The 15,738-nt window shown below is 55.2% G+C and carries 17 protein-coding genes; 13 read left to right on the forward strand and 4 right to left on the reverse strand.

Going from position 1 to position 15,738, the window contains the following annotated elements:
- Window positions 1–279 precede the first annotated feature (279 nt).
- The 3 genes from B3C1_RS19345 (at window position 280) to B3C1_RS08175 (ending at window position 1,666) form a co-directional block, all read left to right on the forward strand.
- Window positions 280–759, forward strand: coding sequence for an ankyrin repeat domain-containing protein (locus B3C1_RS19345; RefSeq protein WP_008484118.1), 480 nt, complete (start codon window positions 280–282; stop codon window positions 757–759).
- A 62-nt stretch (window positions 760–821) separates the two neighbouring features.
- Window positions 822–1,055 (forward strand): VF530 family protein, encoded by a 234-nt coding sequence (locus B3C1_RS08170; RefSeq protein ID WP_008484119.1) that lies wholly within the window; start codon window positions 822–824, stop codon window positions 1,053–1,055.
- Window positions 1,056–1,078: 23 nt separating this feature from the next.
- Window positions 1,079–1,666 carry a DUF4304 domain-containing protein gene (locus tag B3C1_RS08175; protein WP_008484121.1) on the forward strand — a complete coding sequence of 196 codons (588 nt, stop codon included), beginning with the start codon at window positions 1,079–1,081 and terminating at the stop codon, window positions 1,664–1,666.
- An 86-nt stretch (window positions 1,667–1,752) separates the two neighbouring features.
- Here B3C1_RS08175 and B3C1_RS08180 read toward each other — a convergent pair whose 3' ends face one another.
- From B3C1_RS08180 to pabB, 3 genes are all read right to left on the reverse strand, one after another.
- Complete coding sequence (locus tag B3C1_RS08180) at window positions 1,753–3,138, reverse strand: L-serine ammonia-lyase (protein WP_008484123.1); 1,386 nt, start codon at window positions 3,136–3,138, stop codon at window positions 1,753–1,755.
- 94 nt (window positions 3,139–3,232) lie between these two features.
- Entirely contained in the window at window positions 3,233–3,796 is a 564-nt protein-coding gene (locus tag B3C1_RS08185) for a CoA pyrophosphatase (RefSeq protein WP_008484125.1), read from the reverse strand.
- Window positions 3,793–5,127: an aminodeoxychorismate synthase component 1 gene (pabB, locus tag B3C1_RS08190; protein ID WP_419177196.1), complete on the reverse strand. Its 1,335-nt coding sequence runs from the start codon at window positions 5,125–5,127 to the stop codon at window positions 3,793–3,795. The genes B3C1_RS08185 and pabB overlap by 4 nt, the downstream gene beginning before the upstream one ends.
- Before the next feature lie 76 nt (window positions 5,128–5,203).
- On the opposite strand from pabB, the gene B3C1_RS08195 reads away from it, so the two are divergent.
- Together B3C1_RS08195 and B3C1_RS08200 are read left to right on the forward strand one after the other, a co-directional pair.
- Window positions 5,204–6,715, forward strand: coding sequence for a fumarate hydratase (locus B3C1_RS08195; RefSeq protein WP_008484129.1), 1,512 nt, complete (start codon window positions 5,204–5,206; stop codon window positions 6,713–6,715).
- 54 nt (window positions 6,716–6,769) lie between these two features.
- Window positions 6,770–8,815, forward strand: coding sequence for a S9 family peptidase (locus B3C1_RS08200; protein ID WP_008484130.1), 2,046 nt, complete (start codon window positions 6,770–6,772; stop codon window positions 8,813–8,815).
- Between the two features lie 492 nt (window positions 8,816–9,307).
- On the opposite strand, the gene B3C1_RS08205 is transcribed toward B3C1_RS08200, so the two are convergent.
- Window positions 9,308–10,153: an integron integrase gene (locus tag B3C1_RS08205; RefSeq protein ID WP_083858284.1), complete on the reverse strand. Its 846-nt coding sequence runs from the start codon at window positions 10,151–10,153 to the stop codon at window positions 9,308–9,310.
- A gap of 327 nt (window positions 10,154–10,480) precedes the next feature.
- Between B3C1_RS08205 and B3C1_RS08210 the strand changes: the two genes are divergently transcribed.
- The 8 genes from B3C1_RS08210 to B3C1_RS20145 all read left to right on the forward strand — a co-directional run bounded on the left by B3C1_RS08210 (window position 10,481) and on the right by B3C1_RS20145 (window position 15,714).
- Window positions 10,481–10,855 carry a hypothetical protein gene (locus tag B3C1_RS08210; RefSeq protein ID WP_008484132.1) on the forward strand — a complete coding sequence of 125 codons (375 nt, stop codon included), beginning with the start codon at window positions 10,481–10,483 and terminating at the stop codon, window positions 10,853–10,855.
- A 117-nt stretch (window positions 10,856–10,972) separates the two neighbouring features.
- Window positions 10,973–12,553, forward strand: coding sequence for an ORC-CDC6 family AAA ATPase (locus B3C1_RS08215; RefSeq protein WP_008484133.1), 1,581 nt, complete (start codon window positions 10,973–10,975; stop codon window positions 12,551–12,553).
- A 103-nt stretch (window positions 12,554–12,656) separates the two neighbouring features.
- The gene (locus B3C1_RS08220; RefSeq protein ID WP_008484134.1) at window positions 12,657–13,064 is read left to right on the forward strand and encodes a hypothetical protein; all 408 of its coding nucleotides are present in this window, start codon (window positions 12,657–12,659) and stop codon (window positions 13,062–13,064) included.
- A gap of 120 nt (window positions 13,065–13,184) precedes the next feature.
- Window positions 13,185–13,631 carry a hypothetical protein gene (locus B3C1_RS08225; protein WP_192813358.1) on the forward strand — a complete coding sequence of 149 codons (447 nt, stop codon included), beginning with the start codon at window positions 13,185–13,187 and terminating at the stop codon, window positions 13,629–13,631.
- 97 nt (window positions 13,632–13,728) lie between these two features.
- Window positions 13,729–14,100, forward strand: a complete 372-nt coding sequence (locus tag B3C1_RS19770; RefSeq protein ID WP_008484138.1) for an energy transducer TonB — start codon at window positions 13,729–13,731, stop codon at window positions 14,098–14,100.
- Window positions 14,101–14,229: 129 nt separating this feature from the next.
- Window positions 14,230–14,550 (forward strand): DUF4160 domain-containing protein, encoded by a 321-nt coding sequence (locus B3C1_RS08230; protein ID WP_008484140.1) that lies wholly within the window; start codon window positions 14,230–14,232, stop codon window positions 14,548–14,550.
- Window positions 14,528–14,785, forward strand: coding sequence for a DUF2442 domain-containing protein (locus B3C1_RS20845; protein ID WP_008484141.1), 258 nt, complete (start codon window positions 14,528–14,530; stop codon window positions 14,783–14,785). Before B3C1_RS08230 ends, B3C1_RS20845 begins: the two co-directional genes overlap by 23 nt.
- A 470-nt stretch (window positions 14,786–15,255) precedes the next feature.
- The gene (locus B3C1_RS20145; protein WP_156804501.1) at window positions 15,256–15,714 is read left to right on the forward strand and encodes a hypothetical protein; all 459 of its coding nucleotides are present in this window, start codon (window positions 15,256–15,258) and stop codon (window positions 15,712–15,714) included.
- Window positions 15,715–15,738 lie beyond the last annotated feature (24 nt).

The raw sequence follows: 15,738 nt of genomic DNA on the forward strand, positions 1-15,738 counted from the left end.
CCGTCCGGCTGAGGCCCAAGGGAATAAGCGATTGGGATAATCGGGGAGAACAGAGGCAAAAAAGGCGCCCGAAGGCGCCTTTTGGATTTGAGCAAAATGAGCCGGGCGAGCGGTCCCGCCCAGACACTTTTTGAGCATAGCCGATCTGTTGTGCCAAGGGGATAGCAGCATGGCCTTGGGCGATCCGGCTTTTGCTTGGTAAGGTACTGCTTTGGCCAGTAAAAGTGCCGTTACCGGCCGCTAAAACCGGGCCTTAAGGCCCCTGCAAGGATGCACAATATGATCAGTAGTTCCGACTTTTATCAAAACAACTTTGATGCCATAGAGCGCTTCGCCAAGAGCCAGGATCCCAATATTCACTTGGGCAACAACACCCCCCTCGGTCTGGCCGCCGTTGAAGGAAAGCTCAAGACGGTGAAATGCCTGGTCAGCCATGGCGCCGATCCCAACTTTGCCGACCCCAGGGGTTGGACGCCTTTGCTCTATGCCGCCAACGATGGCCGGGTATCGGTGATCCGCTATCTGCTGTCCATAGGGGCCGACGTCAAGGTGGCGGACGCCCAGGGCCAAACCGCCTTACACCACCTCTGTTATTGCCCCCGCCGGAGCAACCTGGAGGCGGCAACCCTGCTGCTTGCGGCCGGCGCCGATCCGGCAGCGACCAACCTCCAAGGACAGCGCCCCGTCGATGTGGCAGCCAGCAACAAGGACAGGATCTGCAACCATGATGAGCTGGCAAGGCTGTTGGCGCCGGCGTAGCGGACCATAATGATGCCCGCCTGGGGTATCATGGCCCCCAACAAGCCCCTATTGAGAGCAAGATGAGCAGCCAGCAGCCCAACAACCCCCTCCACGGCGTGACCTTGGAGCAGATCATTGTCCAGCTCGAAAACTATTACGGCTGGGACCAACTGGCACTGCATGTGAACATCAACTGCTTCAAGTCCGATCCCAGCGTGAAGTCGGCGCTGAAGTTTTTGCGCCGCACTCCCTGGGCCAGGACCGAGGTTGAGCAGCTCTACATCTCCACCTTCCACGACAGCACCAAGGGATAAGCTTGGCGCTCTAAAGGGACCTTATGAGCGAAACGGCAGCATGGATAGACGCCTGTATCGGCAAGGGCCTGGCGGCTTTTTTGAAAGCCAAGGGCTTTACCAAGAGCGCCAGGACCTGGCACAGGCAGGCCGGTAGCAGCTGGCAGTTGGTCAACCTGCAGGCAAGCCAAGGCAACAGCGGCCAAGAGGGGCGTTTTGCCCTGAACCTGGGGGTTTACCACGGCGACGTGGAAAGCCGCTGCGGGCCTGTGTTAAAGGCAAAGCCAAAAGCGCATCAGGTAACCCATGGTGCGCGCCTGGGCAGCCCGGATCTGCAAGGGGATCACTGGTGGAGTATCCGCCCTGACTTGGCGCCGGCATCGGTCGCCGATGAACTGGTGGCGCTGCTGGAGCGTCAGGGCCTGCCTTGGCTCGATGCCCATCTGGAGCCGGCGGTGTTGGCCAAGAGCCTGGCGGCGCAGCCGTCGTTGCAGTCGTTCAGTGCGGCCCTCTTGGCCGGTGACAGCCAAGAGGCGCTGCGCCGGGTGGAGGCGGCGATCGAGGCTCGGCCAAGGGGCAGGGCGCACTTCAGTCAATGGGCCTTGGCAGCGGGTTTGAGCCTAAAGCCCTGAGCCCAATCTATACGCTGGCCAAGGACTTGAGCCCTTGCTCGCCATAAAAAAGGCGCCCTGTGGGCGCCTTTTTTGTTGGCCGGATCTCAGCACTCGATGATATTAACCGCCAGGCCGCCCCGGGCCGTTTCCTTGTACTTGGCCTTCATGTCTTTACCGGTGTCGAACATGGTCTTAATGACCTTGTCCAGGCTCACCTTGTGTTCGCCGCTGCCGCGCAGGGCCAGGCGGGCGGCGTTGATGGCCTTGACCGCGCCCATGGCGTTACGCTCGATACAAGGCACCTGCACCAGGCCGCCTACCGGATCGCAGGTCAGGCCCAGGTTGTGCTCCATGCCGATCTCGGCGGCGTTTTCCACCAGGCCGGGGCCGGCCCCCAGGATCTCGGCCAGGGCGCCGGCGGCCATGGAACAGGCCACCCCCACTTCCCCCTGGCAGCCCACTTCGGCGCCGCTGATGGAGGCGTTTTTCTTGTAGAGGCTGCCGATGGCGGCGGCGGTCAAGAGGTAACGGGTGGCGATTTCCCGGTCCACGGTCTGGATAAACTTGTCGTAGTAGGCCAGTACCGCCGGGATGATACCGGCGGCGCCGTTGGTGGGGGCTGTCACTACCCGGCCACCGGCGGCGTTTTCTTCGTTAACGGCCAGGGCAAAGAGGTTGACCCAGTCGACGGTGTTCAGGGGGTCGACGTTGCGGTCCCCTTCGGCCACCAGCTTGCGGTACAGGCCCGGCGCCCGGCGTTTGACCTTGAGGCCGCCGGGCAGTATGCCTTCGGTCTTGCAGCCCCGGTCGATGCAGGCCTTCATTACCTGCCAGATATGCCAAAGGCCCTCTTCCACCTCGCTGCGGGTGCGCAGGGCCAATTCGTTCTGCATCACCAGGCTGGAGATGGACAGGCCATGTTCCTTGCACTGGGCCATCAGCTGGTCGCACGAATCGAAGGGGTAGGGCTCACGGGTGGCGTCGGCGGCGGCGATGATGGCCGCGTCTTTCTCGGCGTCAAAGTCTTCGTCGGCAACGATAAAACCACCGCCGATGGAATAGTAAATCTTGGCGAAAAGCTCGGTCTCTCCGGCAAAGGCGGCCAGCCTCATGGCGTTGGAGTGCTTTTTCAGGGTCTTTCTGTGGTGAAAGACGATGGCGCCTTTCTTGGGGAAGGCCACCTGGTGCTTGCCCAGCAATGACAGGGTTTCCTGCTGCTCGGCGGCGGCCAGGATGGCGGGGATCTTGTCCACGTCCACGGTGTCGGGATCTTCACCGGCCAGCCCCAGGATCACCGCCTTGCCGGTGCCGTGGCCTATGCCGGTCTGGCCCAGGGAGCCATAGAGTTCCACCTGCACTTCGGTGGTGCGGGTCAGCAGGTCTTTTTCTTCCAGGATCTCGGTGAACTTCTTGGCCGCCTTCATGGGGCCGACGGTATGGGAAGAGGAAGGCCCTATGCCCACCTTGAACATGTCGAAAACCGAAATCATCAGATCAATCCAGAGTGCTTAAACGGCGCTGAGTGTGAACGTCAACGTTAACATTAGCAAGGGTAGCTGCCCAGCAAACTACCCCTAAATTTTCTTATGCGAGATGGCGGGCCAGGTCGTGGAATATGGCGGCCGTGGCGCCCCAGATCAGCCAGTCCTGCCAGGGCAGGAAGTACACCGGGTGGGCCTGGCCCAGGCGGTTGATGGTGAGCTGTTGGTAGGCGTTGAGGTCCAGCACCACCGACAGGGGGATCTCGAAAACCGCGTCCACTTCGTCGGTGCTGAGCTGCCAGGGAAAGTCGGCCGGTGCCAGCCCCACTATGGGGGTGATGCGGTAGCGCGACACAGTGTAGTAGGGATTGAGGGTGCCAAGTGGCATGACCTCTTGGGGCAGCAAGCCCACCTCTTCCCAGGCTTCACGCAGGGCGGCCTGGGTGTGGCTGGGGTCGGTAGCGTCCACCCGGCCACCGGGCAGGGCCACCTGGCCGCCGTGGTGGCGCAGGGTCGCGGTGCGGCGGGTCAGCAGCACCGTGGGGTTGGGTTTGTCCAGCACCGCCACCAGCACCGCCGCGTCGCGGGGGCTGGGGACATGGATGGCGCCATGGGGGCGGCCCGCCAGGGGCCGCAGCAGGAAATCGGCGGCGAAGGCACTTCTCATAACAACGGCAGTATGCGCGAAACCTTGTCGAGGGTTTCCTGGTATTCGGCAGCCTCATCGGAGTCTGCCACCAGGCCGCCACCGGCCCAGCAATAAAGGTGCCCTTGCCAGGCCACCAGTGTACGGATGGCGATAGAGGTGTCCATATTGCCATTGGCGGACAAAAAGCCAACTGAACCGCAATAAAAACTGCGCCTGTTGGGCTCCAGCTCTTCGATGATCTCCATGGCCCGCACCTTGGGGGCGCCGGTGATGGAGCCGCCGGGGAAGGCAGCGGCCAGCAGATCCACGGCGCTGTTGCCTTCGGCCAACGTACAGGTGACGGTGGACACCAAGTGGTGCACCGCCGGGAAGGACTCGATATCAAACAGCGCCGGCACCTTGACCGACCCCGGCGCCGCCACCCGGCCCAGGTCGTTGCGCAGCAAATCGACGATCATCACGTTCTCGGCCCTGTCTTTGGGGCTGTGGCGCAGGCGCTCGGCGTTGGCGGCGTCCTTGGCCGGGTCCGGGTCCCGGGGCAGGGTGCCCTTGATGGGCTTGGTCTGCACCTGCTGCCCGGTCACCCTCAAAAACCGCTCCGGGGAGATGGACAGCAGGCAGCCGTCTTCCAGGCGCATAAAAGCGGAAAAGGGGGCGGCGTTGGCGGCGCGCAGAGTCAGGTAGGCCTGCCACTCGTCCCCTTGGTAGGGGGCCTTGAAGCGCTGGGCCAGGTTGATTTGGTAGCAATCGCCGCTGTGCAGGTAATGCTGCACCTGGCGAAACTTCTCGCCGTATTGGGCGCGGGTCATGTTGGCCTGCCAGGGGCCGGCCAGGGCAAAGTCGCCGCTAGGTTCGGCGCTTTGGCGCTCCAGCCAGGCCAGCCTGGCAAAGGGGTCGTCCAGGCTTATCAGCCAGCTTTGCTGGCGGTCGTGGTCAGACAGCACTGCCCAGTCGTAAAAGCCCACGGCCATGTCCGGCAGGGCCAGGTCGGCCTCGGCCAGGGTCGGCAGCTTTTCAATGCTGCGGCCAAGGTCATAGGCAAAGGCGCCAAGGGCGCCGGTAGCAAAGGGCAGGTCGCTTTCTACCACCGGCCAGGCGGCCATTTCGGCTTTGAGGGCCGCCAAGGGACTGGTGCCGGCCAGCGGCTTGTCGTCTTTGAACACCGCTTCGCCGCTTGCCACCAGGCGGCTTAAGGGGGCGGCCGAGAATAGGCTGAATCCGCTGTCGGGGTGGGTGGGGGCGGCGGAATCGAGCAATATGGCCCAGGGCTGAGTACTGAGGGGCGCAAAGCGTTGGGCGAGGGCGTCCCGGTCGAGGTAAGGCAGCGCGAGGCTTTTCAGTTCCATCAGGCTTGGTTTCCGTGGCCGTGGCTTAGTATCATTAGCGGCACATTATAACGACTCGGACGCGAGTCCAGGTGAGCAAATGACCGTTATCCGTAAAGAAGACTTTATCGAGAGCGTCGAAAGCGCCCTTCAATACATTTCCTACTACCACCCGCTGGACTTTGTCCAGGCCATGAAAGAAGCCTACGACAAGGAAGAGTCCAAGGCGGCCAAGGACGCCATCGCCCAGATCCTGATCAACTCGCGCATGGCCGCCGAAGGCCATCGCCCCCTGTGCCAGGACACCGGCATCGTCACCTGCTTTGTCAAAATCGGCATGAAGGTCCAGTGGGACTCCGACATGACAGTACAGGAAATGGTGGACGAAGGTGTGCGCCGTGCCTACCTGAACCCCGACAACCCGCTGCGCGCCTCCATCGTTGCCGACCCGGCCGGCGCCCGTAAGAACACCAAGGACAACGCCCCGGCCGTGGTGCACATCGACATGGTGCCCGGCCACCACGTGGAAGTGGCCATTGCCGCCAAGGGTGGCGGCAGCGAGAACAAGTCCAAGATGGCCATGCTCAACCCCTCTGACGACATCGTCGAGTGGGTACTCAAGACCCTGCCCACCATGGGCGCCGGCTGGTGCCCGCCTGGCATGCTGGGTATCGGCATCGGCGGCACCGCCGAGAAAGCCGCCGTGCTGGCCAAAGAATCTTTGATGGACCCGGTCGACATCCACGAGCTTAAAGAGCGTGGCGCCCAGACCACCGAAGAAAAACTGCGCCTGGAAATTTTCGAAAAAGCGAACCAACTGGGCATCGGTGCCCAGGGCTTGGGCGGCCTGACCACGGTGCTGGACATCAAGATCAAGTCCGCCCCCACCCACGCAGCGAGCAAGCCGGTGGTGATGATCCCCAACTGCGCCGCCACCCGCCACGTGCACTTCCACCTGGACGGCAACGGCCCGGCCGAGCTGACCCCGCCGAAGCTGTCTGACTGGCCACAAGTAACCTGGGAAGTGGGCAGCGATGTGCGCCGCGTCAACCTCGACACCGTCACCAAGGAAGAAGTGGCCAGCTGGAAGATGGGCGAAACCGTGCTGCTGTCCGGCAAGATGCTGACCGGCCGCGACGCCGCCCACAAGCGTATCCAGGAAATGCTCAAAAACGGTGAGCAGCTGCCGGTAGATTTCAAAAACCGCTTCATCTACTACGTCGGCCCGGTTGACGCCGTGGGCGACGAAGTGGTTGGCCCGGCCGGCCCCACCACCTCCACCCGCATGGACAAGTTCACCGACATGATGCTGGAGCAAACCGGCCTTATCGGCATGATCGGCAAAGCCGAGCGTGGCCCGGCGGCGGTGGAGTCCATCCAAAAGCACCAGGCCGTGTACCTGATGGCCGTAGGCGGCGCCGCCTACCTGGTGGCCAAGGCCATCAAGAAAGCCGAAGTCAAAGGCTTTGCCGACCTGGGCATGGAAGCGATTTACGAATTCGAAGTCGAAGACATGCCGGTGACCGTTGCCGTGGACAGCCTCGGTAACAACGCTCACCAGCAAGGCCCGGCCGAATGGAAAGTGCGCATTCAGGAAGCCGTCAAAGCCTGATGGAACAAGAGGGTCAGCCGGTCTGGCCCTCTTTGGTTTTTAAGGGAGATAACAATGAAAAAGCACCTTTGGGCCCTCAGTGCCCTGGCCGCCACCCTGGCCGGCCAAGCGGTCGCCAAACCCCTGGACGTTAACGACGTCATCAACCTCAACAAGGTTCACAGTGCCGTCATTGCCCCCAGCGGCAATGCCATGGTCTATGGCCTGAAGAAGGACGGCGAGTCCAACCTGTACTGGCAAGACCTGACCAGCGGCGAAGTGCGCCAGCTGACCAGCGTCAAAGGCACCGAGCACGACCTGACCTTCAGCCAGGACGGCGCCAGCATCTACTTCCTGGCCGACCGTGGCCAAGGCACCCAGCTCTACCGCCTGAGCCTGAGCGGTGGTGAAGCCCTGGCCGTTACCCATCTGCCCATCGACGTAGCCGGTTACAAACTGGCCCCCGGCGGTAGCAAGGTGGCGGTGCAGCTGTCAGTATGGCCAAGCTGCGACACCCTGGCCTGCAGCGTTGAAAAACGCGGCGAGCTGGACGGTAAAAAATCCACCGACAAGAGCTACGACCAGCTCTTTGTACGCCACTGGGACACCTGGGCCGACGGTTTCGTCAACCACCTGTTCGTGGCCGACATCAAAGACGGCAAGGCTGGCGACGTTGTCGACCTGATGCAGGGCCAGAACACCGACGCCCCGCCCAAGCCCTTCTCCGGCATGGAAGAAGTGAGCTTCAACAACGACGGCAGCAAGCTGGTTTATTCCGCCAAGGCGCCGGGCAAGGACCACCCCTGGACCACCAATTTTGATCTCTGGGAAGTGGACCTGGCCACCAAGGCCACCCAAAACCTCACCAGCGACAACACCGCCTGGGACGCCCAGCCCACCTTCAGCCCCGACGGCCGCTACCTGGCCTGGCTGGCCATGTCCAAGCCCGGCTACGAGGCCGACCGCTACCGCATCATGCTCAAGGACCTGCGCAGCAACCAGGTCCGTGAACTGGCGCCCCAGTGGGACAGGTCCCCGGGATCCATCCAGTTCGCCTCTGACGCCAAAACCCTGCTGGTTACCGCCCAAGACACCGGCCAATACGGCCTCTATGCCTTTAACGTCGACTTTGGCGACATGAAGGTATTGTCCCGTGACGGCGCCGTTGGCCAGGTCAGCGAAGGGGCAGGGCGGGTACTGTTCTCCAAGAACAGCCTGGACAAGCCCGACGACCTCTACCTGGTGGACAAGGACGGTTTCGGCCTCAAGCAGCTCACCCAGGTCAACGCCGACAAGCTCAAGGATCTGGACATGGGCGACTTCGCCCAGTTCAGCTTCCCCGGCTGGAACAACGAAACCGTCTACGGCTACTGGATCAAACCGGTGGGCTACGTAGAAGGTAAAAAGTACCCCGTGGCCTACCTTATCCACGGTGGCCCCCAGGGCAGCTTCTCCAACCGCTGGCATGGCCGCTGGAACGCCGAACTGTGGGCGGCGGCCGGTTATGCGGTGGTGATGGTGGACTTCCACGGCTCCACCGGCTACGGCCAGGGCTTTACCGACTCCATCGCCGGGGATTGGGGCGGCAAGCCCTTTGAAGATCTGCAAAAGGGCTTGGCCTACATCGCCAAGCAAGAGCCCTGGATAGACGCAGACAACGCCTGTGCTCTGGGCGGCAGCTACGGCGGCTATATGGTCAACTGGATAGCCGGTAACTGGAACGACAAGTTCAAATGCCTGGTTAACCACGCCGGCCTGTTCGACATGCCGTCCATGTACTACACCACCGAAGAACTCTGGTTCCCCGAGCACGAAATGGGCGGCACCCCCTATGACAACGCCCCCATGTACGATCGCTGGAACCCGGCCAAGTTCGTCAAGAACTGGAAAACCCCCATGCTGGTGATCCACGGCCAAAAAGACTTCCGCGTGCCTTATAGCCAAGGGCTGGGGACGTTCACCGCCCTGCAGCGCCAAGGCATCGAGTCCCGCTTTGTGGTGTTCCCGGACGAGAACCACTGGATCCTCAACACCGAGAACCTCAAGGTCTGGTACAAAGAAGTACTGGGCTGGATGGACAAGCACACCGGTAACCAAGCCCCCAAAGCCAACGGCAAATAAAGGGTTTAGTGCAGCAAAAAAGGCGCCGTTAGGCGCCTTTTTTTATAGGAAATTGATAGCTTTAACTTTACTTACCTGGTGCCTGCTAGGTAATGTTCGCACAGGATCTCAGGCGTACTTAGCCAGGCTTGTAAGCAGTGATAGCAGGGACGGTATCAGCAAGTTGGAGGCTGTGATCCAGGGGCGGTAGCGTGCCTGTGTTTACCTGGTAGCCCCTACTGTCCAGCTGCACCTATTAGCCAGTCCTAACTGTTCCAAACCCTCTCTTTTCTTATCCCCTATCCAGCGGGCTTACTACGCCACTAAAGTGCTGGCCAAGAAGATGGGTATAAATCTGGGTGGTGCGCACGTCGCTGTGGCCCTTCTTCGCTTCCGGTCGCCTGTTGCGAAGTCATAGTCCTGATTCGAGATCCTTCCCTGGCGGCTGTTTCCGGCTCGGCCGTCCAGAGCCTCGCGTTCAGGGGCGCGTAAGCAACGCTTTCGCTTCGACCCTCACCCCGACGCCAGCAACTGGCTGGCAAAGCAGTGCCTAAAGGTATGGCAGCTCACCCTTTTATGCAGCCGTGGTACCAAGGCCAGGGCATGCTTTAACGCCTTGCGAACCGCAGTCTGGTGCAGGTGATAACGGCAAAGCCCACCCACATAAGGATGGCTACAGTGCCCCGAAGCAGGGAACACAAAGCCCCAGCCGGGCTGGCGCCAAGCGTTGGGGTATTTACGAGATAGGGCCAAGGGCAGGGCGGGGCCAACCCCCAATGCCAGATCCTGCTGATGAACCAGGGTGGCCTGGGCAATTTGAGCGCCAAGGGCTGCCCGCAAAGCGCCGGGCAGCAAGGTAGTGCGGTCTTTCTTACCCTTGCCGTCGTGGATAACGATAAGGTTACGGCCAAAGTCAATGTCCTGAATCCGTAATCGCAGGCACTCACTCACGCGCATACCGGTGCCATAAAGCAGCTGAATAATCAGCTTGTGGGGTGTGCTGCCATGCATGGCGTCCCAAATGGCCTGCACTTCGGGCGGAGTCAGTACAGCTGGTAAATAGCGCCCCCGGCTGCACAGGGTGAAGTTCAATTCCCCCAAGGGTGTTTTAAGGAACTTCCCGTACAAAAATTGCAAGGCGTTCAGTGCCACCTTTTGGGTGTTGGCCGATACCTGGCGCTGAGACGCCAAATAACTGAGAAGGGCCTTTACCTCGGTAGGCCCCAGCATCGAGGGATGCTGTAGCCTATTGAATCTAATGAAAAACCTAATCCAGTAAAGGTAGGTGTGCTCGGTGCGGATGCTGTATTGCCGAAGCCGCATCTCTTGGCGAGCCTGGTTTAGAAAAGGGCTGCTCATCGGAATCACCAGAACTGTGTTTATATACAGTATATCTAGTCTGCCTTGGCGATTTTGGCACCTTCATTACGAACCCTTGACTCATATATTCCAATAGGTTGTCTACAACGTATTGATTAATATGAGTTAATAATGAGGTCCGACTTCAAGATAAGAAGCCGGTCCAACCAGCAAAAGAAGCCGGCTCGTTTTCACGCAGGGCTATTGAGAGGGTCGCAGACATTGCTTGGGAAATCAGATGGTTAACATCACACTTCCAAGTGATCTGATGAGTGAAAACGAGCCGGCTTCATAACTATTGTTATGCATCAATCAGGAACTGAACCTATGGAATTACCAATAGAATATCGCTGGCTAAAGGCCCATCGATTCAATGGATTACTTCCATGGTGGTTTATTGATAATCCCGGTCAAGAGGGATTGAGAGTGGAGTATCAAAAGGAGACAGGAGAGGATTTTTATCCTTTCGCTAGGAGGCAAGATTGTGATGATGTTGCCGGCTTTAAAGTTGAGAAAGGAAAAATACAAAAAGAAGTAGTCTCCGTACATTTAACTTGGGCGGGTAAACGAGAGGTGGAAGGTTTTCCCGCTAAGGTTATATACCAAGATATATTTGCATGGTTGGCTCAAGAAGTGATACCTGAAACAGCCGATTGGGTCACTGAAGAAGAGTTGGCTGACCTTGAGGAAGAAAATGCATAACAAGGTGGTCAAGTACACTCCGGCCGCAAAAAGCGCGGCCTGCGCGGGACAACCTACACTGCGTTTCGGTTGCCCCTTACCACGACGTTAGCGGGCAGGGAAAAATAGGAGTAGACCATGAGAACAATCAACACTGCGATCCTAAAGCTCGCGAAGCGCGCTGAAACCTATGACAAGCAACACCTGATCGATTCGTTTGTTGATGTAGGTCCGTTGCTCACATTGCTATCGAATCAGGACAGCCAGATTCTCTTTGGGCGTCGAGGTACGGGCAAAACCCACGTTCTCTCATATCTGGCGAATGAACGAGCGGCTGCAGGAGAGACCGCTATTCAGATTGATATGCGAACCATTGGCTCCACTGGTGGAATCTTTTCTGACTCAAGTCTTACAGTATCTGAACGTGCAACACGCCTTTTGGTCGACACGCTCTGCACGGTGCATGATCAATTGCTCACGATTATCTTGGATCAAACGGAAGAATTCGATTTGTCGGTCCTAGGCCCGCTGCTTGATGGATTTGTGGATGCAGCGACCGAGGTGACGGTCAAAGGCAAGGTGGTGGTAGAGGAATCGTCTGGCATAACGACTAGGGAAAATTCTACTAGATCCATTGAGGCTGGCGCGTCAGCCGACAGCCTAAGCATTAGGGCCGGGACATCTACAGATGCATCTCGAGAAATTGCAGGCCAACGTAAAGCTACTCGGGAGGGTGAAGAGCGCTTGCGCGTTCATTTTGGTGCGGTTGGAACCCAACTCAGACGTGTTGTTGAAAAGTTGCCCAAAAATCGACTCTGGTTGATCTTGGACGAGTGGAGTGAAATTCCACTTGATCTTCAGCCGTTCCTCGCTGATTTGCTTCGGCGCACTGTCCTACCGATTGGCGGAATTTCGGTCAAGATTGCAGCAATTGAGCAGCGATGCCGCTTTCGGGTCCCTGACAGTGAGCTTTCATACATTGGAATAGAAATAGGTGCAGATGCGGCTGCAAGCGTTCATTTAGATGAATTTCTTGTGTTTGAGAACAATCAAACCTTAGCCAAAGATTTTTTCCGAGAGCTGCTATTTAAGCACCTCAAAGCGATTGATGGCGGCGATAGCCAGGGTGTGTTTTCGTCGACCTCTTCAGGTCTCGTAAATGAAATATTTACGCAGAAGAATGCTTTCGAAGAATTTGTGCGATCTGCGGAGGGTGTCCCGCGAGATGCTATCAACATTCTCGGGGTGGCTGCCCAAAAGGCGGGTAACAATCAAATTTCTGTCCCAGACGTTCGGGTTGCGGGACGAATTTGGTACACGCGAGCGAAACAACACGCCGTTTCATCTAAGCCTGGGGCGCAAGAGTTGCTAAGTTGGATAATTGATAAAGTCATTGGTCATAGATCAGCCAAGGCATTTCTATTGCCTACCGATGCTCAAGATGAGGTGATCGACTTTCTGTATGACTCGCGGGTTCTGCACATAATTAAGCAAGGGGTGTCCGCACAGGATGTTCCTGGTATTCGATTTAACGTATTCGCTCTAGATTATGGCTGCTATGTAGATCTTGTGAACACCGCTCGAGCCCCTAAGGGGTTGTTCGAAATCGATACCGAGGATGGGGCAAGATTCGTGGAGGTTCCTCAAACTGATTTTCGCTCCATACGCCGGTCAATCCTTGATTTGAAAGACTTTTATGCCGAGAGCGCTGCCCGCTAACAACACGTTGCAGGCGACGCTTGACCCGCTGCCCACTTTTGCTGCCGCAAAAGCAGGCATCGCCTCAAACGCGCCTGAACGTGGGCGTTAGGTGAAATCACACATGGATTTAGACCTGTCCATAGCAGGCGCGAAAGAGGAGCGCGCGAGACTTAAGCAGTTTCACGTACTCTTGAACAGCCCGGATATCATCCCTGAGCAGGCCTATCGAATGTCAGCAAACCTGTACCCTCTCGTTTGCTGCATCAATAACATTATCGGCCTGTACCTCAGTAAAAATTATGAAATTATACCTCTTTTCATAAGCCGTGCTCTATCACATATAAGCAATCATCCAGCACAACCTGCGGGTATCGCTTATCAAACTACCGCCATGCTTTACCTAAAACACATGACGCATATTCTCAAATCATATTCAGCCATATCTCGCGAATTTCTATATGAGCTTATACCTGAAGAAGTTTTGAATGCCGGCCCTCAGCAAGTTCCTTTTAACGCAGAGAGCACCTAACAAATGGTTCAAGTTGCTCGCTTCGCTCACTGCGGGACCGGCTAAAGCCGGCCCCTTAACCAAACGTTAGCCACACCAATGAAAATTATCGAAGCACATCAATTTTATCTAGCAGTGTCCATGAGCGACCTAGTGAACTGGCATGGGAATCGCGATGATGATTTTGAGGCCAACAAAGAAATCCAGTCAGCAGTTGAGCTTCTAGGTCTAGAGGTAGATGTAAAGCTGCTGCACAACGAGTATTTCAATAAAATTAAAGTAGGCCAAGGCGACATATATTTATTTGTAAGCAGATGCTCGCCAGACAACCTCTTTGCAATCGACATGTACAGAGGCCTAACAGACCAGCTTGATATAGTTACTATTTTTTTCAGGGCCACCCCAGATCTAGCTACTGCTGTTAAGGAAAAATTAAGATATTTCTTTGACTCTGCGTCATGCCAAATTGCATACGAAGAGGCCAACTATCTACCTAGACTCCAGCAGCTACTCAACGAAAGCAGATATCCTTTCCTCATTGAGGAAAGCAACTATCAACAAATTTTAACTGTGCGTCAGTGCGGCTAACAATGCGCTCAACTGCCGCTCACTTCGTTCGCTGGACGTCCAAAAGCTGCGCTTTTGTCCGCCCGTTAGCTTAATCGTTGTATTTTAAGGATGATTCGTGCGTAAATTTCTAACTATACTACTCTGTTTTACTTTAATTAGCTGTGCCTCTAGTCAGGCAGTTAAAAATACTGATCCAAATGTGTATCAACTTGAGCAAGTAGATGCTCCCTCGAAGTGGATCATTCATATCTCTCCCATTTACCCTAAAGAAGCACTTGAAGAAAAAGTAGAAGGTTGGGTAAAAATGTCAGCCGTTATAACTGAAAATGGCAAAGTAACAGAAATTAAAGTTATTGATTCTCAACCAAAAGGTGTATTTGAAACAGAAGCCAAAAGGGCTTTTGGTAAATGGGTTTATAAACCTGCACTTTTAAACGGTAAAACAGTAAAGGTATACCGAGAAGAAACGGTGAAATTTAAAATATAACAAGCTGTTAAAAAAGGACAAAATCCAGGTAGTTTATTGCTCCTTCGTCGCTAATTTTAGCCGACTATATTTATCCTTTTAACAGGGCGTTATAAAACTTAACTTGGCAACGGAGATAAGGAGATATTTATGCCAAAAATCTACGAGTATCTTGGACTGATACTGTTCTTCTACAGCAATGAGCATGAGCCTATTCACATCCATGCAAAATATCAAGGCAAAGAGTCAAAAGCCGAGATTCACATGCTAAATGGTCGAATTCAAAAGATCGTCATAAAGGATAAGGGAGCAGGGCTGGATTCAAGTAAGCGTAAGGAATTTGAAGAGTTCGTAAATTTCTACGCTGATGACATCGTTAACAAATGGGTGGATTACTTCGTTAAGAAGAAACATATTAGCCCTCAGATTATCACCAAAAAGGTTAAAAATGTCCGAACTATCCGTGGTTGATGTAAAGCACCTAACTGGTCATATTCTTGAGATTGTATTCAGTGATGGTCATAAAGAAACAGTTGATTTTGCGCCTTTCATTTTCAGTGTGGGGCATCCCGACTATGAACCCTACAAAAATATTGAAACGTTCCTTAAATTCAAAATCGAGGACGGCAACCTCAATTGGGATGATTACACGATGATCTTTCCGGTTGCGGACTTGTATTCGAATAGAATCATTAAGAATCGTTAAGGCGTTTTATAACAAGGTGTTGTAGCGAGTTCGTCGCTGAGCTCCTCAGGGACTGCCGCACACGACGCGGCAGCCCCTAAACACAGCGTTAGAGCGCAAAATTTTACCGGTACAAGTATCTTTCTAATTTCACAACCAAAAGGAGTATTAGCAATGACTATTAAGTGCAACAATCCCGAAATGTTGATCACTTTTGTAAAGCAGAAGCACCCACAAGCTGGGTTCTCAAATCCAACACACCTCCAAACAAAAATAGATTTCCCCTGCGGCCTGATTATGAATATTTTCAATACCGGAACTGTAAACTTTCAAGGCAATAGTCATGAAAATCGTATTGCAGCCGACCTACTTAATGTAATTGATGCAATCAACAGATAAACTATTTTCGTAGAGTTGCGCATCTAACAAGTCAATGCAGCCGACCCCGTACCGGGGCGGCTGATTTCCAACGTTAATCCTCAAGAGAAGTCATGATCGGACAACACAGAATATTTGCAGATCACTATCAGTTTTATGTCTTTGACAGTGATGTCGACCCTTATGCGGTAGATGAAGAGTGGTCTGATGAAGTGCTTAAAAAAGGATACCTTCAGGGTAAGAACAGCATCCATGTTGTTACTATCGGTGATTACAATGATCATGCTGTGACTATCTACAAAGGTGCTCCTAGTGAAGCACTGCCTGAAGGCGGGCATGATGCTATCACTGAAATTACTATCAATTCTGGCAAGGTAAAATTGTCATCACCAGCTTATGGTCGTGATGATGAGCCAGAGTTTAATATTGGGGCTGGGGTTTATAAACTAACCATAAGATCTCTAAATTCAGGTAAGGAAGACCCTGATGCCGTAGAAGATCTTGAAGACCAAGAATTTTTCAAACTGGAGCAATTAGAAAGGTATGAGCTTTATTTCGAGCCAAAGGCTTAACAAGTGACTGTGGCATTTCGTCAA

Origin of the sequence: Gallaecimonas xiamenensis 3-C-1 (assembly GCF_000299915.1) — a bacterium.
Taxonomy (GTDB): Bacteria; Pseudomonadota; Gammaproteobacteria; order Enterobacterales; family Gallaecimonadaceae; genus Gallaecimonas; species Gallaecimonas xiamenensis.